Origin of the sequence: Streptomyces auratus (assembly GCF_050433025.1) — a bacterium.
In the GTDB taxonomy this organism is placed as follows: Bacteria; Actinomycetota; Actinomycetes; order Streptomycetales; family Streptomycetaceae; genus Streptomyces; species Streptomyces sioyaensis.
In genome coordinates, this window is the sequence record NZ_JBNGCB010000001.1 from 3,137,133 (window position 1) to 3,156,463 (window position 19,331).

Annotated in this window: 19 protein-coding genes and 1 riboswitch; of the genes, 6 read left to right on the forward strand and 13 right to left on the reverse strand. The window is 72.2% G+C overall.

Annotated elements, in window-relative coordinates; translation table 11 throughout:
- Positions 1–280: 280 nt before the first annotated feature.
- The 3 genes from BKA18_RS13485 (at position 281) to BKA18_RS13495 (ending at position 3,733) form a co-directional block, all read left to right on the forward strand.
- Entirely contained in the window at positions 281–1,036 is a 756-nt protein-coding gene (locus BKA18_RS13485) for a hypothetical protein (RefSeq protein WP_366043363.1), read from the forward strand.
- Positions 1,033–2,580, forward strand: a complete 1,548-nt coding sequence (locus BKA18_RS13490) for an NADH-ubiquinone oxidoreductase-F iron-sulfur binding region domain-containing protein (RefSeq protein WP_366043365.1) — start codon at positions 1,033–1,035, stop codon at positions 2,578–2,580. Before BKA18_RS13485 ends, BKA18_RS13490 begins: the two co-directional genes overlap by 4 nt.
- A gap of 187 nt (positions 2,581–2,767) precedes the next feature.
- A complete protein-coding gene (locus tag BKA18_RS13495; protein ID WP_366043366.1) occupies positions 2,768–3,733 on the forward strand; it encodes an SCO0930 family lipoprotein in 966 nt (321 codons plus the stop codon).
- Here the strand turns inward: BKA18_RS13495 and BKA18_RS13500 are convergent.
- The 4 genes from BKA18_RS13500 to BKA18_RS13515 all read right to left on the reverse strand — a co-directional run bounded on the left by BKA18_RS13500 (position 3,711) and on the right by BKA18_RS13515 (position 7,810).
- The gene (locus BKA18_RS13500) at positions 3,711–5,342 is read right to left on the reverse strand and encodes a sodium:solute symporter family protein (protein WP_366043367.1); all 1,632 of its coding nucleotides are present in this window, start codon (positions 5,340–5,342) and stop codon (positions 3,711–3,713) included. The genes BKA18_RS13495 and BKA18_RS13500 overlap by 23 nt on opposite strands.
- Positions 5,339–5,572: a DUF3311 domain-containing protein gene (locus BKA18_RS13505; protein ID WP_366043368.1), complete on the reverse strand. Its 234-nt coding sequence runs from the start codon at positions 5,570–5,572 to the stop codon at positions 5,339–5,341. The genes BKA18_RS13500 and BKA18_RS13505 overlap by 4 nt, the downstream gene beginning before the upstream one ends.
- A gap of 31 nt (positions 5,573–5,603) precedes the next feature.
- Entirely contained in the window at positions 5,604–6,302 is a 699-nt protein-coding gene (locus BKA18_RS13510) for a class E sortase (RefSeq protein ID WP_429638410.1), read from the reverse strand.
- A gap of 158 nt (positions 6,303–6,460) precedes the next feature.
- On the reverse strand, positions 6,461–7,810 hold the full coding sequence (locus BKA18_RS13515; RefSeq protein ID WP_366043370.1) for a DUF445 domain-containing protein: 1,350 nt from the start codon (positions 7,808–7,810) through the stop codon (positions 6,461–6,463).
- A gap of 282 nt (positions 7,811–8,092) precedes the next feature.
- On the opposite strand from BKA18_RS13515, the gene BKA18_RS13520 reads away from it, so the two are divergent.
- Positions 8,093–9,403 (forward strand): SGNH/GDSL hydrolase family protein, encoded by a 1,311-nt coding sequence (locus BKA18_RS13520; RefSeq protein ID WP_366043371.1) that lies wholly within the window; start codon positions 8,093–8,095, stop codon positions 9,401–9,403.
- Positions 9,404–9,434: 31 nt separating this feature from the next.
- Here BKA18_RS13520 and BKA18_RS13525 read toward each other — a convergent pair whose 3' ends face one another.
- From BKA18_RS13525 to BKA18_RS13540, 4 genes are all read right to left on the reverse strand, one after another.
- Positions 9,435–10,115: a DUF1707 SHOCT-like domain-containing protein gene (locus BKA18_RS13525; protein ID WP_366043372.1), complete on the reverse strand. Its 681-nt coding sequence runs from the start codon at positions 10,113–10,115 to the stop codon at positions 9,435–9,437.
- 9 nt (positions 10,116–10,124) lie between these two features.
- A complete protein-coding gene (locus BKA18_RS13530; protein ID WP_366043373.1) occupies positions 10,125–11,144 on the reverse strand; it encodes an ABC transporter ATP-binding protein in 1,020 nt (339 codons plus the stop codon).
- Positions 11,145–11,196: 52 nt separating this feature from the next.
- On the reverse strand, positions 11,197–11,961 hold the full coding sequence (locus tag BKA18_RS13535; RefSeq protein WP_366043486.1) for an ABC transporter permease: 765 nt from the start codon (positions 11,959–11,961) through the stop codon (positions 11,197–11,199).
- A gap of 88 nt (positions 11,962–12,049) precedes the next feature.
- Positions 12,050–12,847, reverse strand: coding sequence for an ABC transporter permease (locus BKA18_RS13540; RefSeq protein ID WP_006605371.1), 798 nt, complete (start codon positions 12,845–12,847; stop codon positions 12,050–12,052).
- A 287-nt stretch (positions 12,848–13,134) separates the two neighbouring features.
- Here BKA18_RS13540 and BKA18_RS13545 point away from each other — a divergent pair, with 287 nt between their 5' ends.
- Positions 13,135–15,333, forward strand: coding sequence for a transglycosylase domain-containing protein (locus tag BKA18_RS13545; protein ID WP_366043374.1), 2,199 nt, complete (start codon positions 13,135–13,137; stop codon positions 15,331–15,333).
- Between the two features lie 61 nt (positions 15,334–15,394).
- Here BKA18_RS13545 and BKA18_RS13550 read toward each other — a convergent pair whose 3' ends face one another.
- The 3 genes from BKA18_RS13550 to BKA18_RS13560 all read right to left on the reverse strand — a co-directional run bounded on the left by BKA18_RS13550 (position 15,395) and on the right by BKA18_RS13560 (position 16,641).
- On the reverse strand, positions 15,395–15,715 hold the full coding sequence (locus tag BKA18_RS13550) for a DMT family transporter (RefSeq protein ID WP_093483420.1): 321 nt from the start codon (positions 15,713–15,715) through the stop codon (positions 15,395–15,397).
- Between the two features lie 32 nt (positions 15,716–15,747).
- Positions 15,748–15,816: riboswitch (guanidine-III (ykkC-III) riboswitch) on the reverse strand.
- Between the two features lie 73 nt (positions 15,817–15,889).
- On the reverse strand, positions 15,890–16,192 hold the full coding sequence (locus tag BKA18_RS13555; RefSeq protein ID WP_048828920.1) for a GroES family chaperonin: 303 nt from the start codon (positions 16,190–16,192) through the stop codon (positions 15,890–15,892).
- A 131-nt stretch (positions 16,193–16,323) separates the two neighbouring features.
- Positions 16,324–16,641: a DUF3618 domain-containing protein gene (locus BKA18_RS13560; RefSeq protein ID WP_366043375.1), complete on the reverse strand. Its 318-nt coding sequence runs from the start codon at positions 16,639–16,641 to the stop codon at positions 16,324–16,326.
- Positions 16,642–16,866: 225 nt separating this feature from the next.
- Between BKA18_RS13560 and bcp the strand changes: the two genes are divergently transcribed.
- The gene (gene bcp, locus BKA18_RS13565) at positions 16,867–17,334 is read left to right on the forward strand and encodes a thioredoxin-dependent thiol peroxidase (protein ID WP_329150835.1); all 468 of its coding nucleotides are present in this window, start codon (positions 16,867–16,869) and stop codon (positions 17,332–17,334) included.
- A 69-nt stretch (positions 17,335–17,403) separates the two neighbouring features.
- Here the strand turns inward: bcp and BKA18_RS13570 are convergent, their stop codons facing one another.
- On the reverse strand, positions 17,404–18,669 hold the full coding sequence (locus BKA18_RS13570) for a sensor histidine kinase (RefSeq protein ID WP_366043376.1): 1,266 nt from the start codon (positions 18,667–18,669) through the stop codon (positions 17,404–17,406).
- Entirely contained in the window at positions 18,669–19,178 is a 510-nt protein-coding gene (locus tag BKA18_RS13575; protein WP_366043377.1) for a hypothetical protein, read from the reverse strand. The genes BKA18_RS13570 and BKA18_RS13575 overlap by 1 nt, the downstream gene beginning before the upstream one ends.
- Between the last annotated feature and the right edge of the window lie 153 nt (positions 19,179–19,331).

Consider the following 19,331-nt stretch of genomic DNA (forward strand, 5'->3'; position numbering starts at 1 on the left):
TGGCGCACCCCGTGCGCCTGATTGGGCATCATCCGGAGTCGTGCCGCGCGCCCGCGATGCCACTGCAGGAATTTGTCACAGCGCGATAAACCTTACGAAATCCTGAACACGTTCGTAGATGCTTTTGACATCCGGATTACGGCCCTGCGTATCCACCCGGTTACAGAATGTTTAGTGTTACCGGGGGTCACCCGAACAAAAGCCCCGGGGCAAATACCGCCGCCGGGAGATTTCATGGAAATTCGCATCCCGTACCCGTGCCCGAACACCGGGAGGATCGATGTCGACTCCGCGTCTGCAGTCCCGTCAGGGCCGTCGCGCACACCGTGCCCGGTCCTCGCCCTTCGTGCCTCGCCCCCGGCGCCCTCCGAACGAACCCGGGCCGCCGGCCCGCCGACCGGCTGGCGGCTTCGCCGGAACCGCCGTACTCCGCCCGGCGCTTCCGGCCGCACTGCTGCTCTTCCTCGCCGTCCTGATGCGCTCCGGCGCGATGGACGGCCTGTTGAACTTCCTCGACTACGCCGCCGGGGTGCTCACGCTGGTCTCCCTGTCGGTCACCGTGCTGTGGGGCCTGGCCGCCACCGACCGGATGGTGCTGCGCTCCAACCACCGGCTGCTCGCCCAGGCCGTGCACCGCGGCACCGGCGTCGCCGGCCTCGGCTTCCTGGGCCTGCACATCTGGGTCAAAGTCACCGAGGGCCACACCGATGCGACGGCCGCCGCGGTGCCGTTCACCGATGGCGCCCGCCCCGGACTCATCGGCCTCGGCAGCCTCGCCGCCTACGTGTTCATCGCCGTGGCGGTGACCGGCGCGGTGCGCGGCGCCTTTACCGGCACCACCGCTTCCCGGTGGTGGCGGGCGCTGCACATGAGCGCGTACGTCGCCTGGGGGCTGGCCCTGGTGCACGGCCTCAGGGCGGGCCGCCCCGCGGCCGGCTATGCCCTCGCCGGCTACGCCATCTGCCTCACCGCGGTGGCCGTACGACTCGCGCTGCGGATGCGCGACACCCGCAGGAAATCAGGAGAACTCCCATGACCGCCCCCGCCCCCACCCGCATGCTGCCGGCCCTCCCGGGTCCGGAGCCCGTCCCGACGCTGGCGTCGCTGGGCCCGCCGCGGCTGCTGGCAGGCCTGGACGAGATGCCCCGCATGGACCGGGTGGCGCATCTGGCCCGGCACGGCAGCCTGCCCCAGCTGACCTCTCAGGAGCTGGTGGCGCTGGCCGAGGACATCGATCTGCGCGGCCGCGGCGGTGCGGGCTTCCCGTTCGCCCGCAAGGTGTCCGCGGTCCTGGACGGCATGCAGCGGGCGGACGGCAAGGGCGCGATCGTCGTCAACGGCAGCGAGGGCGAGCCCAGTTGCCTCAAGGACACCGCGATGCTGCTGCACGCCCCGCATCTGGTGATCGACGGCGCCCTGCTGGCCGCCGACTCCCTCGGCGCCCAGGAGGTCGCCATCGGCGTGACCCGCACGGACGTCCTGCACTCCGTACAGCGCGCCATCGACGAACGCGGCCCGGTGCGGCCGACGTTACGGGTCACCCTGCTGACCGAGCGGTTCGTCACCGGCGAGGGCTCCGCGATGACGAACGGCCTGGGCGGCGGGCCCGGCCTGCCCTCGGGCCGCAAGATCCGCTCCAGCGAGCGCGGGCTGAACGGTGTGCCGACCCTGCTGTCGAACACCGAGACCTACGCCCAGCTCGCCGTGGCCGCCCGCCTCGGGGCGCTCGGCTACCGCACCGCCGGCCTGCCCACGGAGCCCGGCACGCTGCTGCTGACCGTGGCCGGCAGCCGCGTGGTCGAGGTCCCCTACGGCGTCCCGCTCAACCGGGTGCTCGCGCTGTGCGGAATGGACGCGGGGCAGGGCGTGCTGATCGGGGGTTACCACGGCACGTTCATCTCGCCCGTCGACGCCCTGACCGCGACGCTGTCCCGGGACGACCTGAAGACCTACAACGCGGTGCTGGGCGCCGGTGCGGTCCTCCCGCTGCCGTACGACACCTGTCCGGCGGGCGAGACCGTCCGCGTCGCGAAGTGGATGGGCGCCGAGTCGGCCGGCCAGTGCGGCCCCTGTGTGCTGGGCCTGCCCGCGCTCGCCGACCAGCTCGACCTCGCGGTCCGCGGCGGCGGAGACGCCGCACTGGACGCCGTGCAGGCCCGGATGCGGGCCGTGGAGAAGCGCGGCGCCTGCAGCCACCCGGACGGCACCGCCCGCTTCGTGGCCTCGGCCCTCGCCGCCTTCCCCGAGGAGTTCGAGCGCCATGCGCGGGGGTTCGGGTGCGGCCGCCCGGTGACCGGGGCCCTGCCGGTCACCGGGCACCTGCCGCTGCTGCCGTCCGTCACGTCCGCCGCCGCACCGTCGGCACCCGCCGCGCCGCCGCAGGAACGGCTGCTGGTCGACTGGACGCTGTGCCGCGGCCACGGCCTGTGCGCGGACGTGGTGCCCGGCATCGTGAAGCTCGGCCCGGACGGCTACCCGGAGAAGGCCAGCATGGTGCTGCCCGCCCGGATGCGGCGCCGTGCGCAGCTCGCGGTGCGCCGCTGCCCGGCGCTGGCGCTGCGGGTGCAGGGCGGCAACTGACGCTGCCCGCAGGGTTTTTGCGCGTGGAGAAAATTCTTCGCCGCCGTTGAACGCCCGGCCCCCCGTAGCCCGTAATCCCCGGCGACGGCACCCCGCCGGCCCCGGCCCACAGCGGCACGGGCTCCCGGACAGGCACCTCAGCTCCACCTCAGCAAGCACGGAACGACCAACCGTCAGAGGAGACATCATGATCACGCGACGTCGAGCGGGTCTTGCGGCCATGGCGGTCGCCACCCTGGCGCTGACCGCCGCCTGTGGCAGCAGCGACAACCAGAGCGCCGGCACCACCCCCACCCAGGACCAGGTGCAGCCGGCCGGAGCGGGCAGCGACTACAAGTACGGCTCCTCCGGCTCCGGCCAGGGCGACGGTTACGGCGGCCAGGCCGGCGGCGACAGCGGCGCGGCACCCCAGTCCGCGCCCCGCGCCGGGACGCTGGCACTGCACCAGGACGCCAAGCTCGGACCGGTCGTCACCGACTCCAAGGGCATGACCCTCTACCGCTTCGACAAGGACACCGCCAAGCCGCCGAAGTCCAACTGCTCCGGCTCCTGCGCCACCACCTGGCCCGTGGTCCCCGCCGACGGCGCCGAGGCCCCCGCGGGCATCGCCAAGAGCGCACTGGGCTCGGTGACCCGCGCCGACGGCACCAAGCAGCTCACCATCGGCGGCTGGCCCGCCTACCGCTACGCCAAGGACACCAAGCCCGGCGACACCAAGGGCCAGGGCGTGGGCGGCACCTGGAACGCGCTGGCCGCCGACGGCAAGAAGGCCGTCGCCCAGGAGCCCGGCGACGTCTCGGTGCTCAACCAGCCCGAGCTCGGCGACATCCTCGTCGACGGCAAGGGCATGACCCTCTACCGCTTCAACAAGGACAGCGCCTGGCCGATGAAGTTCGGCTGCAACGACGCCTGCCTGGACACCTGGAAGCCCGCCAAGCCCGCCGACCGCTCCAAGCTGAAGGGCATCCCGTCCAAGCTCATCTCCACCGTCACTCGCCCCGACGGCCTCCGTCAGCTGGCCGTCGACTGCTGGCCGGTCTACACCTTCACCGGTGACAAGCAGCCCGGCGACATCAACGGCCAGGGCAAGATGGGCCTGTGGTTCGCGGTCTCCAAGGAGGGCAAGAAGATCACGTCGACGCCGGCGGGCTGACATCGGCGTCCCGCGGAGGGGTCCGCTGCCGGGGGAACTCCTCGTCCAGCGCCAGGACTTCGGCGTCCGGCCGCTCGTCCGTCCCCCGCGGCCCCAGCCAGGTGACCGCGAGCGCCACCGCCAGATTCACGGCGAGGCCGACCAGCCCCGCATTCACCCCCCAGACCGGGTCGTGTCCCCCGAAGACCAGGACACAGACGAGCACAAGGCCCACGACCAGGCCGCTCACCGCGGCGTGCACCGTCAGCCGCCGCCACACCAGCCCCAGCAGCACCATCGGTACGAGCTGTGCCATGCCCTCGTACGAGATCAGCGACAGCCGGACGAGGGTGTCGGGGGCGGTGTAGGTCAGCAGCAGCGCCAGGGCTCCGGCCACCACCACGACCAGCTGCGAGAACAGCTTCTGCCGGCCCTCCGGCGCCGCTCCCCGCTCTTCCCCCTCGGCCGCTCCCGTCGCCCCGGCGCCCAGCCGCGGTATCGCCCCCAGCACGCTCCTCCCCCACATCGTGCCGATGACCAGCATGAACACGGCCATCGGCACGATGGAGGAGAGGGCGGCGGCCACCCCGATCAGCCCCACGGCCCAGGCCGGAAGGGAGTCCACCACCAGCTTGAACAGCGCGAGATTGGAGCCCGCACCGGTCAGCCGCGGCACCACGAACAGCGCGGCCATCCCCAGCAGCACCGGCACGAACAACAGCACGTTGTAGAACGGGAGATACATGGCATTACGGCGCAGCGCCTCGGCATTGCGGGCGCCGAGATAGCCGGCCACGGTCGTCGGAAAGATCACCACCGTCAGGGAGTTGACGAGGGTGGTGGTGACGAACCAGACCTGGCCCAGACCGCCCGACGCATGGCCGGGGAAGGTCAGCCACTGCGGCTTCTCGGCGACGATCCGGTGCAGCAGGGGCCCGTAGCCGTCGAAGTAGTGCCACGGCACATAGATCGCGAGGAAGCCGAGGGTGGCGATGACCAGGACGTCCTTGAGCACGGAGACCCAGGCACTGCCGCGCAGCCCGCTGACCGTGACGAAGGCGGTGGTGACCGCGAAGCTGAGGAAGTAGCCCCAGTTCAGGCTGATCGCCCCGTAGGAGATCGTGGAGACGACCACGCCCATGCCGGTGATCTGGAGCTGGATGTACGGCAGCAGACAGACGGTGGCGAGCAGCGCGACGGCGGCGCCGAGCCAGGGCCGGCGGTAGCGGTGCGCCACGATGTCGGTGAGGCCGACCAGGCCGTGCCGGCGGGCGTAGCCCCACAGCATCGGGCCGACGACGTACCCGAGCGCATAGCCGCAGGACATATAGGCCAGCACATAGAGCACGGGGGCGCCGAACTGGTAGCCCCAGCCGGCCGCGCCGAGGTAGCTGAAGCTCGTATAGCTCTCGCCGGCCATCAGCACCCAGATGAAGACGGTGCCCAGGCTCCGGCCGCCCACCGACCACTCGGTGAGCCCTCCGCCCGCCCGTCGCCCGCCACCGCCCTTCCCTGGAAGCCCTTCGGGCTGCCCCTCAGCTGTGCCGCTCCCGCGTACGGCCAGCAGTCCGAGGGCGACGGTGAGCACCATGAATCCGCCGAACACGGCGGTGGACACCGTGGCGTTCATCCCCGGCCCCGCGCACGGTCACCGCGCCGTGCCAGCCAGACCGCCGGCGGGGTCGCCAGCGTCGCCAGCAGCGTCCAGAAGAACAGGAACGGCAGCCCGAGCACCGTCGGGGTCACCCGGTTCACCAGCGGCAGCACCGCCAGGAACAGCACATACGGCAGCAACAGCCACAGCAGCGCGGGACGTTTGCGGGAGCCCGGGGGTCGCCCTGGGGAGGTCTGGTGAGGCACGAGGCGAGAGCCTAGCGACACGCGGCCGCGCTCACCGGGACTGTGTCGACCGCAACACGCCCCACACCACCAGCCGGTAGGTCGAGGTGTAGGCCGGCGTACAGGTCGTCAGGGTCAGATAGGCACCGGGCGCGGTGAAGCGGTAGGAGGGGTGCACCCCGCTGTGCGGCACCGCGGCGAGCACCGTGCCGTCGCCGGGTGTGGTGCGCGGCAGGATGCGCCGGACGGTGTAGGTGGCGCGGGCCCGGGCGGTGTCGAGGACGACGGTGTCGCCGGTGCGGAGCCGGTCGAGGTGGCGGAACGGCTCGCCGTGGGTGTTGCGGTGCCCGGCCAGCGCGACGTTGCCCCACTCGCCGGGCTGCGCGCTGTGCGGATAGTGGCCCACATAACCCCTGTTGAGGACCGCTGCCTTGCCGACGCCCTGGGCGACGGGGACGGTCAGGCCGAGCCGGGGGATGCGCAGCACGGCGTACGCCAGGTCCGCGCGGGGCGGCGGGTCCGGGGCGGCGGCGCGGTGTCCGGGGGCGCCGGGTGGCGGGAAGCGCCCGGCACTCCGCGCCCCGTCGGGCGCCTCACCCCCGGGCGCCGCGGACGCATCGGGCGACGGCGGCCGAGCCTCCCACTGCCGCTCCAGCCGGTCCACCTGGTCCCGGGCCGCCTCCTGCACCTGACGGTTCGTCCACCACAGCTGGTGGACGACGAGCAGCAGCAGGACGGCACCGAGCGTCACGGCCAGCTCCGCACCCGTCCACAACACCCGTACGACAGCAGGGCGACGGCGCCGCCGCCCCTGTACGACCACCGGTATCCGCTCGCGCACGCGGGCACCGTAAGCCCTGCGGGCACAAGCCACCAGAGGCATGCGCGGCCCGCGCGGCGAACGGGGCGTCAGCCGCCGAAGGCCTGCGAGACGGCGTAGATCGCCAGGCCGGCCAGGGCGCCGACGACGGTGCCGTTGATGCGGATGAACTGCAGATCACGGCCGATGTGCGCCTCGATCTTCTTCGAGGTGTGCTCCGCGTCCCAGCCGGCGACGGTGTCGGTGATCAGGGCGGTGATCTCGCTCTGATAGGTCGTCACCACATAGACCGCCGCGTTCTCCAGCCAGCCGTCCACCTTGCCCTGCAGCCGCTCCTCGGCGGCCAGCCGCCGGCCCAGGGACAGCAGCGCCGCCCGCACCCGCAGCCGCAGTTCGCTGCGCTCGTCCTCGGCGGCGGCGACGATCATCCCGCGGACCGAGCCCCAGGCCGAGGCGATCAGATCCTGCACCTCGCTGCGCCCCAGCACCTCGGCCTTCAGCCGCTCGACGCGGGCCCGGGTATCGGGGTCGGACTGCAGATCGTCCGCGAAGTCCCGCAAGAAGCGGTCGATCGCGCCACGCGCCGGATGCTCGGGCATGTCCCGCATTTCGGTGACGAAGCGCAGCAACTCCTTGTAGACCCGGTCGCCCACCTTGCGGTCGACGAACCGCGGGGTCCACCCGGGGGCGCCGCCGGAGACCGCGGTCATCACGGAATCGCCGTGCTCGACCAGCCAGTCATGGGCCCGGGCGACGACCAGATCCACCACCCGCGTGTGACCGCCCTCGGCGACGATCCGCTCCAGCAGCCCACCGAGACCGGGCGCGATCTCCTGGGCGTCGGCACGGCGGGTGATCGCCTCGCCGACCACCGCCTGTACGTCGGAGTCGCGCAGCACGGTCAGCGCGCCGCGCAGCGCGGTGGACACCTCGGCGGTGACCCGGTCGGCGTTCTTGGGTTCGGCGAGCCAGCCGCCGAGCCGCCGGCCGACGGCGACGGAGTGCAGCCGGCGGCGGACGACCTCGCCGGAGAGGAAGTTCTCCCCGACGAAATCCCCCAGACTCTGACCCAGTTGGTCCTTTTTGGTGGGGATGATCGCGGTGTGCGGGATCGGCAGGCCCATCGGCCGCTTGAACAGCGCGGTGACCGCGAACCAGTCGGCCAGCGCACCGACCATCCCGGCCTCCGCGGCCGCCGCGACAAACCCGGTCCAGCCACCCGCCCCAGCAGATCCCGCCCATTTCGCCAGGACGTAGACGAGCGCGACGGCCAGCAGCATGCCGGTGGCCAGGGTCTTCATCCGGCGCACCGCGCGCCGGCGCTCCTCGTCGGCGGCACCGTAGGCGAAACCGGCCGCTGCGAGCCGGCCCGTGGACGTGGCATCCGTCACCGGGGTCCGCGCCGCATCCGCCGCCGTGTCCGAATCTGTCCGTTCCATCCGCTCCACCGCTCCCACCGCGTCCCCCCGTCATCCCGACGGCCTATGCTGCTCCGGACCGGCCTCCGGTCCGGCCCCGTGTCCCACTGTGACCTACTCCCGGAACGAAGCACGAGTTCCCCGCGTCCATGCCATGGCGGCACGGTCCGGGGCGCCGGGCGGCTTCCCGGAGGTCCGTGGGATCATGAAGGACCGATCGGACCGCAACGGTGCCGCTGATCATCCGCTGCCCTTGCCCGCCCGGAGCGTGTTGCTCCGCTTTCCCCAGGAGACCCCTCCCGCATGAGCAAAAGTGTGGGTTACGCCCTGTTCGCCGGCCTGGCGGCGGTGTGTGTGCTGATCTCGACCGCCATATTCGTCGGCTTCGGCGGCGAGGGCGGCGGCCTGGGCAGCTCCCCGCACAAGCCCCGCGACCCGGCGGCCCCGGCGGTGTCCGGGCAGTGGGTCGGCACCTGGTCGGCGGCCGCCGCGGCGGCCGAGCCGGGCACCCTGGCCGGTTACGCGGGCATGTCGATACGGAACGTCGTGCACACCAGCGTCGGCGGCTCCGGCGTGCGCATCCAGCTCTCCAACCTCTACGGCACCCGCCCGCTGGTGGTCAGCCATGCCTCGCTGGCGCTGGCCGCGGCCCCCAGCAACCCCACCGCCGCGACCGGCACCATGCGGCGGCTGTCCTTCGGCGGCAAGCCGGCGGTGACCATCCCGGCGGGCGGCGCGGTCACCAGCGACCCGACCCGGCTGACGGTGCCGGGCGACGCGGACCTGCTGGTCACCACGTACTCCCCGTCGGCCTCGGGCCCCGCCACCTATCACCCGTACGCCCGGCAGACCTCCTACCTGGCGCGCGGCGACCGGGCGGAGGACGCCACCGGCGCCGCCTACACCGAGCAGAGCCCGTACTGGCGCTATCTGACCGGTGTGGACGTGTGGAGCACCCAGGCCCGCGGCGCGGTCGTCGCCATCGGCGACTCCATCACCGACGGCATCACCTCCACCGCGGGCGCCAACCACCGCTGGACGGACTTCCTCGCGGCGCGGCTGCGCAACGAGCCCGGCGCGCCCCGCTACGGCGTCCTCAACCAGGGCATCAGCGGCAACCGCCTGCTGGTCAACGGCAGCAGGTTCTCGCCGAACAACGGGCCCAGCGTGCTGTCCCGCCTGGACCGCGATGCGCTGTCGCGTACCGGGGTGAAGGCGGTGATCGTCGAGATCGGGCTGAACGACCTGTTCAAGTCACCGCGTCAGCTCGACCCGCAGAAGATCGTGGCGGGGATGCGGCAGATCGTCCGCCAGGCGCATGCCCGCGGGCTGCGTGTCACCGGCAGCACCCTGACTCCGTTCGGGGGACACCGCGGCTACTCCGATCAGCTGAATTCGGTTCGTGAGCAGGTCAACCGGATCATCCGCGCCGGCTCCGTCTACGACGAGGTCGTGGACTTCGACAAGGCGCTGCGCGATCCGTCGGTGCCGGTGCGGCTGCGGCCCTCCTACGACTCCGGTGACCATCTCCACCCGAGCGACGAGGGCTTCCGGGCGATGGCCAACGCCGTGAATCTGGCGCACCTCAAGCAGGGCGCGCCCGCCTCGCTGTGACACCGGCGGGGCAGGCGCCGCCGCTCAGGGCCTAGTCCAGCTCCCTGCGCCGCTCGTCCTTCAGGCGCCGCTTCTCTTCCTTGAGGCGGCGCCGCTCCTCCTTGAGCAGCTTGCGCTCGACGGCGACGCCGCCCATCAGCGCCACCCCCTTGACGATCACCCGGGGCGCACCGGGCTCGCCCGGCACCCCGTCCTCCTGCGCGTCGAAGCCGCCCATGATGCCCAGGCCCCGCACATCGACCTCGACGCCCGGCGGCACCACGATGCTGACCCCGCCCATCAACGCCCAGCAGGTGATGACGACTTCGGGACCGGCGAAGTTCGCCTCGCGCAGGTCGAGCTCGCCGCCGCCCATCAGGCACACCGCCGTGAAGCGGCGCCCGATGGTCCACCGCCCCTTGCGCTGGAAGCCGCCCAAGATGCCGATGCCCGCGCCGGAGCCGTCCGTGCCGCTCACGATCCGCTCCGACCACCGGGTCACCGCCGCGGTGTCCTTGCGCAGCGACAGCGGCGCGGGGGCCGCCGCGGCCGCCGGCAGATCGGCGGTGAGCGGCTCCAGCTCCCCGTAGGTGCGCGCCCGGTACGTCGCCTCCAGCCGCTCGTCGAACTCCTCCATTGCCAGCCGCCCTTCGGCGACGGCGTCCCGCAGGATCTCGGCGACCCGCTCACGGTCGGCGTCGGAGGCGCGCAATTCTGGGAGGTCTTCAGTCATGCGGACAGGTTAGAGGGCGCGGCCGATATTTCCCCCGTCTACAGCGGCATCCACGCGCTTCCCGCCACCCGCGTACAACTCGGCGATCAAGGACTCGATGTCCGGCTCCCGTACCGACAGATCCACCAGCGGATAGCGCGCGGCGACCGCCGCGACCAGCGGCGCCGCACTCTGCGACGCCGGGAAGGCCAGCCACTGCCGGGGGCCGGCCACCTTGACCGTGCGGGCACCCGGGACGCCCTCGATCGGCGGGAGTTCGCGCTCCAGCTCCACCACCAGCGTCCGCTCGCCGCCGCCGGCCGTCCGCAGCCCGTCGAGGCCGCCGTCGTAGACCAGCCGGCCGTGGTCGATGACCATCACCCGGCGGCACAGCTGCTCGATGTCGGTGAGGTCATGGGTGGTCAGCAGGACGGTGGTGCCGCGCTCGGCGTTCACCTCGTGCAGGAACCCGCGCACCTTCGCCTTGCTGATCACGTCGAGGCCGATGGTCGGCTCGTCCAGATACAGCACCTCGGGGTCGGGCAGCAGCGCCGCCGCGATGTCGCCGCGCATCCGCTGCCCCAGCGACAGCTGGCGCACCGGTACGGTCAGCAGCGGGGCCAGGTCGAGGAGTTCGACACAGCGCTCCAGGTTGGTGCGGTAGACGGCGTCCGGGACCCGGTACATCCGCCGCACCAGCTCGTAGGAGTCCTTCAGCGGCAGGTCCCACCACAGCGTGGTGCGCTGCCCGAAGACCACGCCGATCCGGCGGGCGAGCCGGGTGCGTTCGCGCGCCGGATCGAGGCCGGCGACCCGCAGCCGGCCGCCGCTGGGCACCAGGATGCCGGTCAGCATCTTGATGGTGGTGGACTTCCCCGCGCCGTTCGGCCCGATGTAGCCGACCATCTCGCCGCGCGGCACCCGGAAGGAGATCCCGTCCACGGCCCGGACCTCCTCGCGCACCCGGCGCAGCCGGCCCGCCTTGCGCCGCACCGAGAAGACCTTCTCGACGCCGTCCACCTCGATCAGCTGCTCCGTCTCGGCACCCACCGCAACCGCCCCCTTGTCGTCCTGTGCTGCCCGCCCGCCACATGACCCTCCGTCAGCTTCCGGTGCTGCGGTACGCCCGGAGCCCCAGCCGCCACACCAGTCCCGCCCCCGTACACATCAGCGCCGCCACCACGGGCCCCAGGAAATCCACCCAGCCCGGCAGCCCCAGCGGATCGGGGTGCCCCAGCAGCCGCAGCGCGGGCAGCCAGTTCACGAACGCCAGCGGGACGAGGAAGGTGACCCCGCGCACCAGTTCCTTCGCGAACACCGTCGGCGGGTACTGCAGCATCGCATTGCCGCCGTAGGTGAAGGAGTTCTGCACCTCGGCCGCGTCCTGCGCCCAGAACTGGAAGGCGGCACCGGCCGTGTACACCGCCGCGAAGATGGCCGTGCCGCACACCGCCATCAGCGGCACCAGCAGCACCCGGCCCACCGTCCAGTCCACCTCGATCCGGGGCAGCGACCAGCCGAGCACCAGCAGCGCCTGGGTGATCCGGCCCAGCCGGCGCAGCGCGAAACGGTCCGCCGCCATCTGCGCGAAGACCGGTGCGGGACGCAGCAGCAGGGCGTCGAGGGTGCCGTCGCGCACCCGTCGGCCCAGCCCCTCGATGCTGCCCAGCGCCAGATCCGCCAGGCCCAGCGCGACACCGGAGGTGCCGTACAGAAACGCCACCTCCGGCAGCGAGAAGCCGCCGAGCGCATCGATCTGCGAGAACATCAGCATGATCGCGACGAAGTCCAGGGCGTTCGCCGCGAAGTTGCCGCACGCCATCAGCACGAACGAGGTCCGGTAGGCGAGGCTGGAGCGCACCCACATCCGCACGATCAGCCCGTACGCCGACAGCCCCTGCCCCAGCGCCGCCACCCGGCCGCGGGCCGCCCCCGGCCGGGCCGCCGGCCGCTCGCTAGCCACCGTGCACCACCACCTTGCGGGTCGCCGCCGACTGCACCAGCCGCCCCAGCGCCAGCAGCGCCACGGCCCACGCCGCCTGGAACACCAGCCCCCGCACCAGCGCGCCCCCGCTCAGCGCCCCCACCAGCACATCGGCCGGCGTCTGCAGCACCGCGGCCCACGGCAACAGTTGGGCGACCTCCCCCAGGCCACCGGGGAAGACCCGCAGCGGCAGCAGCATCCCCGAGAAGAACATGCAGGCCAGGCCGCTGATCAGGGACAGGCCCGAGCCGTCGAGCAGCCAGAACGAGGCCAGCGCCACCAGATACCGCAGCGCGAAACTGACCAGCACCCCGAACAGCACCGACAGCAGAAAGCAGCCCCAGGTCAGCGGATCGCCGGGCAGCGCGAGCGGAAAGGCCAGGGCGCCCACCGCCATCGGCGCCACCCCGCGGCCGAGCAGCTGCAGCGCGGCCCGCCCCAGGTCCGCGGAGAGCCACCACAGCTGCAGATCCGCGGGCCGGTAGAGGTCCACCGCGATGTCCCCGCTGCGGATCCGCTCCTGGAGCTCCTCCAGGCCGCCGCCGCCCATCAGCGCCGCGGTCGCCAGCAGCGCCTGCGCCGTCCACACGAAGGTCAGCGCCTGCGCCTGGTCGTAGCCGCCCAGATGCGGCCGCTCGTCCCACAGCGCGATATAGGTGTAGGCGACGATGAAGCCGAAGACGGTGTTGGTGAACACGCCCGCCACGGTGGCGATTTGATACGTGGCGTACCGCCGGAAGCTGCCGGCCGCCACCGCCGCGTACCACACGCCGCGTACCCTCCCGCACGTCGTTCGGGCCGGACGCCCAAAACACCGGAGCCTAGGGCGCGGGTGGGGCGGGCACCATCGAATTATCACCGCTTCGGGTGAGCCGTGGGCGCCATTCAGCCGGTCAGGAGGCGGCCGCGGGTGCGCGCCACCCCTCCTGACCGGCACGGATGATGCGAGAGTTGCCCCGTGTGCGGCAGTTGCTCCCCCGCGCGGCGCACACATCCCGATATGACACCGACCCGCTGCAGTACAACCTCCGGCGGCGTCCGAGGAGTCCAACCGACATGAGCGGACAACGCACGGGCTGGCGCCGTGTCCTCCCCACCTGGCGCACGGTGCTGGGCACCGTGCTGCTGTTCCTGCTGCTCATCGTCGGCGGAATGATCGCCGGCTATCTGCTGGTCGGCATCCCGCCGGCCAACAGCGCCGCCAAGGCCCAGAGCAACGTCTACCTCTACTCCGACGGTTCGGAGCTGGCCCGCGACGGCGAGGTCAACCGGCAGAACGTGACGCTCAGCCGGATCCCCAAGTCCGTCCAGCAGGCCGTCCTCGCCGCCGAGGACCGCGACTTCTACGCCGAGTCGGCGGTCGACCCCGCCGCGATGCTCCGGGCCGCCTGGAACACCGTGACCGGCAAGGGCAAACAGTCCGGCTCCACCATCACCCAGCAGTACGTGAAGAACTACTACCTCGGCCAGGAACAGACCGTCACCCGCAAGGCCAAGGAGTTCTTCATCGCCATCAAGCTGGACCGCGAGGTGAGCAAGGACAAGATCCTGGAGGGCTACCTCAACTCCAGCTACTACGGCCGCAACGCCTACGGCATCCAGGCCGCCGCCCAGTCCTACTACGGCCGCAACGCCGAGGCGCTGACCACCGCCCAGGGCGCCTACCTCGCCACCCTCCTCAACGCCCCCAGCGCGTACGACCTCACCGCCCACCCCGGCAACCGCCCACGGGTGCTGGCGCGCTGGAACTACGTCCTGAAGGGCATGGTGACCAAGAAGTGGCTCGCCCCCGCCGAGCGGGCCGCGCTGCGCTTCCCCGAACCGAAACCCGCCAAGGCCTCCGCGGGCCTCACCGGCCAGCGCGGCTACCTCGTCGAGGCGGTCAAGGACTACCTCACCGACCACAAGGTCCTCGACGAGGAGACCCTGCGGGCCGGCGGCTACCGCATCACCACCACCATCAGCAAGAAACGCCAGAACGCCTTCGTCAAGGCGGTCAACACCCGGGTGATGGACCGGCTCGACGACTCCCGGACGGTCGACCGCTACGTCCGGGCCGGCGGCGCCTCCATCGACCCCGCGAGCGGCCGGGTGGTGGCCCTCTACGGCGGCATCGACTACGCCAAGCAGTACGTCAACGGCGCCACCCGCAGCGACTACCAGGTCGGCTCCACCTTCAAGCCGATCGTCTTCGCCGCCGCCGTCCAGCACCGCTCCACCACCCAGGACGGCGAAAGGATCACCCCCCAGACCGTCTACGACGGCACCAACAAGCGGATGACGACCAGTCACGGCCACCCCACCGGCTTCGCCCCCGCCAACGAGGACGACCGCTCGTACGGCCCGATCACCGTCAGCGAGGCCACCGACAAGTCCGTCAACGCCGTCTACGCCCAGATGGGCATCGACGTCGGCCCCGGCAAGGTCAAGGCCACCGCCGTCGATCTGGGCATCCCCGCCGACACCCCCAGCCTCGCCTCGTCCCAGGGCGCCATCTCGCTGGGCACCGCCACCCCCAGCGTGCTGGACATGACCCAGGTCTACGCCACCCTCGCCCACCACGGCAGCCACCGGCCGTACACCCTGGTCGACAAGGTCACCAAGGACGAGGAGGACGTCGAGCTGCCCGAGCGCGAGGAGACCACCGCCGTCCCGCGCGCCGCCGCCGACACCACCACCTCGATCCTGCGCAGCGTCGTCGACGGCGGCACCGGCACCGCCGCCCAGGGCGCCGGGCGGCCCGCGGCCGGCAAGACCGGCACCGCGGAGGACGACAAGGCCGCCTGGTTCGCGGGCTACACCCCCGATCTCGCCACCGTCGTCGCCGTCCTGGGCCAGAACCCGGAGAGCGCCGCACAGGAACCGCTGTACGGGGCGGGGGGCCTGTCCCGGGTCAACGGCGGTGACTACCCCGCCCAGATCTGGGCCGACTACACCGCGGCCGCGCTGAACGGACAACCGGTCCGCGACTTCGATCTCCAGTTGGAGGAGGGCGCCGAGTCGCCGTCCCCGGAGCCGTCCACCAGCGATTCCGAGTCGCCCGGCGCGTCGGACTCGCCCTCCACCGGCCCGAGCGACTCCGCCACCCTCCCCACCCCGCCCACCGGCGCCCCCACCCGGCCCCCCACCGAGCCGCCCGCCCCCACCGTCCCCGCCGAGCCCACCCCGACCACGGAGCCCACGAACGACTTCCCGACGGTGGCCCCCCAGGCCTACGACCTGGACCAGCACCTGCCACCGGAGTGGGGCGACTAGGTGTATTGCTGCCCGGGGCCGGGGCGCCCGTACGGCTTCCCGGCTTCCCGGCCTCCCGCCGTCAGTGCCCCGACGTCGCCTTGAGCCCGACGACCGCGACCAGCAGCAGGCCGATGAAGAAGATCCGGGCCGCGGTGGCCGGCTCGCCGAGCAGCGTCATCCCGGCCACCGCCGCACCGGCCGCCCCGATGCCGACCCACACGCCGTAGGCGGTACCGATCGGCAGGGTCCGGGCCGCGTACGAGAGCAGCAGCATGCTGGCGACGATGCCCGCGCCGGTGAACACACTGGGCCACAGCCGGGTGAACCCGTCGGTGTACGTCATGCCGACCGACCAGCCGACCTCCAGCAGACCGGCGGCCAGGAGCAGGATCCATGCCATGGCGGCACCTCCGTGAAAAGAGCTTCAACAGGGGTGCGTCGTCTTGTCCTGACCCGGTACGGCGCGTCTCGTCGGGTATCTTCCGAGGCTAGCAAAGCGCAGCACGGCGGGCGGTGACCTCGGTCACCGCCCGCCGCCGCCCCGCTTCAGGGGCACTGGCCAAAAACTACGAGATCACAGATACAGCCCGGTCGCGTCCTCCGCGCCCTCCAGGCGCTCCGCGGCCACCGCATGCAGATCGCGCTCGCGCATCAGCACGTACGCCACGCCGCGCACCTCGACCTCGGCCCGGTCCTCCGGGTCGTACAGCACCCGGTCGCCCACCTCGACGGTCCGCACGTTCTGCCCGACCGCGACCACCTCGGCCCAGGCCAGGCGCCGGCCGACCGCCGCGGTCGCGGGAATGACGATGCCCCCCGACGAGCGGCGCTCGCCCTCGGGGATGTCCGTCCGGACCAGCACACGGTCGTGCAGCATCCGGATCGGCAGCTTGTCGTGGGTGTCCTTGGTGTTATTCGGGCTCACGGCATGACCGTACCTGCCCGGCGCCGTCCGTCCCGCACCACGGGCGCCGCGGGGGCGCTCCGGGCGGCCTCCGCCGGACGGAACTACCGGCGCCGCCGGGTGCGCAGAGCCAGCAGGCCGATCACGGCCACCCCGACCAGCGCCACCGGAATGACCCGCTCCAGCCGCGGCGTCCCGTTCTCCGACACCAGCTGCGCCCGCACGTCCGACACCGCGCGGTTGGCGGCCACATAGGCCCGCCCCGCCGTACGGTCCACGGCCTCCGCCGCCTTCGCCTTCGCCTCATCCATGATCGTCTTCGGGTGCAGCCGCACACCGATCTCGTCGAGCGTGACGGCGAGCTCCTGCCGCCTGCGGACGATATCCGCCTCGATCTGCGCCGGGGTCCTGGCTTCCGCCACCGCGCTGCCTCCGTCGTCTCGCGCCGATGCGTACGGGACCGGGCACCGGGCCCCGTACGGAACCGGCCACATAGCTGACTGCCGATTCGTGATGGACAGTCTGTCAGCTCCCACCCCCGGGCGCCCCACAGCACCCCCGTTTCGCGCCGCCCGGACTCCCGGGCCCGCACCGCCCGGCGGGGCTGGCTAATGTCGGAGCGTACGGATCCATGCCTGAGGAGAGCCATGAGCGAGCGACTGCAGCCCGGCGACACCGCCCCCGCCTTCACCCTCCCCGACGCGGACGGCCGGCAGGTCTCGCTCGCCGACCGCCGGGGCCGCAAGGTCATCGTGTACTTCTACCCGGCCGCCCTGACCCCCGGCTGCACCAAGCAGGCCTGCGACTTCACCGACAACCTCGACTTCCTCGCCGGCCACGGCTACGACGTCATCGGCATCTCCCCCGACAAGCCGGAGAAGCTCGCCAAGTTCCGCGAGAAGGAGGACCTGAAGGTCACCCTGCTCGGCGACCCGGACAAGTCCGTCCTGACCGCCTACGGCGCCTTCGGCGAGAAGAAGCTCTACGGCAAGACCGTCACCGGCGTCATCCGCTCCACCGTCATCCTCGACGAGGACGGCAAGGTCGAGCGCGCGCTCTACAACGTCAAGGCCACCGGCCATGTAGCCAAGATCATCAAGGATCTGGGGCTGTAGGCACCACGCCCGGCCGGGCCGGGGCTGCGGGCGCGCCGCACGGAACGGCCACCGCAACCGGCACTCGCCTCACGGTTCGGTCGGGCACACCCTGCCCGCCCGCTCGGGCAGCTCCAGCACGGCCTCGGCGCCGCCCTCCGCGGCGGCGCCGAAGTCCAGCCGCGCGCCCAGCACTTGGGCCTGCCCGGCCGCGATCGTCAGCCCCAGGCCGTGCCCCGTACCGCGCTCCGGCGCCGCCGTACGGAACCGCCGCGGCCCCTCCGCGCACAGCTCCGCCGGATAGCCCGGACCGTGATCGCGCACCACGATCCGCACACCGGCCACCACCACCTCGATCGGCGGCTTGCCGTGCTTGGCGGCGTTCGCCAGCAGATTCACCAGCACCCGCTCCACCCGGCGCCGGTCCGTCTCCACGATCCGCGGCTCGCCCTCCACGGTCACCGACACCTCGTCCACCCCGCGCTGCCGCGCCGCCCGCTGCACGATCCCGCGCACCAGCGACGGCAGCTCACAGGCGTCCAGATCCGCCCGCTCCACCCCGGCGTCGAGCCGGGAGACCTCCAGCAGATCCTCCACCAGCCGCCGCATCGCCTGCGCCCGGTCCTGCACCAGCTCCACCGCCCGCGGCTGCGGCAGCAGCTCCGCCGCCGCCACCAGACCGGCCACCGGCGTCCGCAGCTCGTGCGCCACATCCGCGGTGAACTCCCGCTCCGCCTCCACCCGTGCCGCCAGCGACATCGCCATGTGGTGCACGCTGCGGCCCAACTCGGCCACCTCGTCGCGCCCTTGACTGGCCAGCGCGTCCGCGTCCGGCTCCGCACCCGCCGCGATCCGGCGCGCCGCCGCCGCACTCAGCCGCAGCCGCCGCGACAGCCGCTGCGAGACGAACCACGACACCACCGCCATCAGCACGACCGTGCCGCACCCCGCGATCAACAGCGCCCGGTCCAGCGCCAGCTGCGCCGGATCGTCGTCCGGATACGGCGCCGACACCGACAGCGACCGCACCGGGCCGCTCCCGGCGCCGTCACCGACCCCGGTCGCCGCCCACACCCGCGGGTCCTCACCGCCGCTGACATACGTCCCCGACTGCCTCTTGAACACCGCGGCACGCAACGGCGACGGCAGCGTCCCGTCGTCCAACTGCGCGCCCAGCGCCAGCGTGCCGTCCCGCTCGTAGATCTGCAGCGCCGAACTGAGCCGGTCGTCCTGATACGCCCGCGCCGACCGCTCCCGCTCCGCATCCGCTATGTGGTGCACGGAAAACCCGAGCACCACCACGGCCAGAGCCGTCATACAGGAAATGGCCAGGGCGATCCGGCCTCGAATGCCCATCACGCGAGGTTGTACATCTCCGTCGTGTCCCCGAGCGGCGTCGAGCCCTCGTACGTCACCTCCAGGCCGGTGAAGGCCAGCCTGCCGTCGACCCGCTTCGGACCGTAGAGACGGAAGGTCGCCGGGAATCCGGCATCCGTCTCCGCTCCGCCGGCGGTCTTCTCCACCTGCACCACACCGACCCCCAACGCATCCTTCGCGCCGTACTTCTTCCAGCTGATCTCGGTCGCCACCATCCCGACGTCCGTGCAGGTCAGCGTAATCACTCGCGGTTTGACCTCGGGCGCACCGATACCGCAGTCACGCACGGTGGGCAGACCGTCCGACGGCTTGCTGTCCTCCTTGACGTCCTGCACCGCGGCCGACGTCTTGGGTGCGGCGTCCACCGCCGACGCCCGGTCCGAGGTCTGGCCGAGCCACACCCCGCCGGCCGCCAGCGCCGTCACCACGGCAAAGGCCAGCAGCGCCGTACGCCCCCGACCCCACCGGGGCCCTCCGCGGTCCGTCATCACGATCTCCTCCCGAGGACCAGGCCCCGTACCCCCACCAGCAAACACGAATGCCGCGCCCGGCGCTGCCACTCTCCCGTCCCCTGGACACAAGCTGATTGCCCGAACACGGCGGTGACCGCGCGGCTGTGTACCAGTCCTGTAACAAGCCCT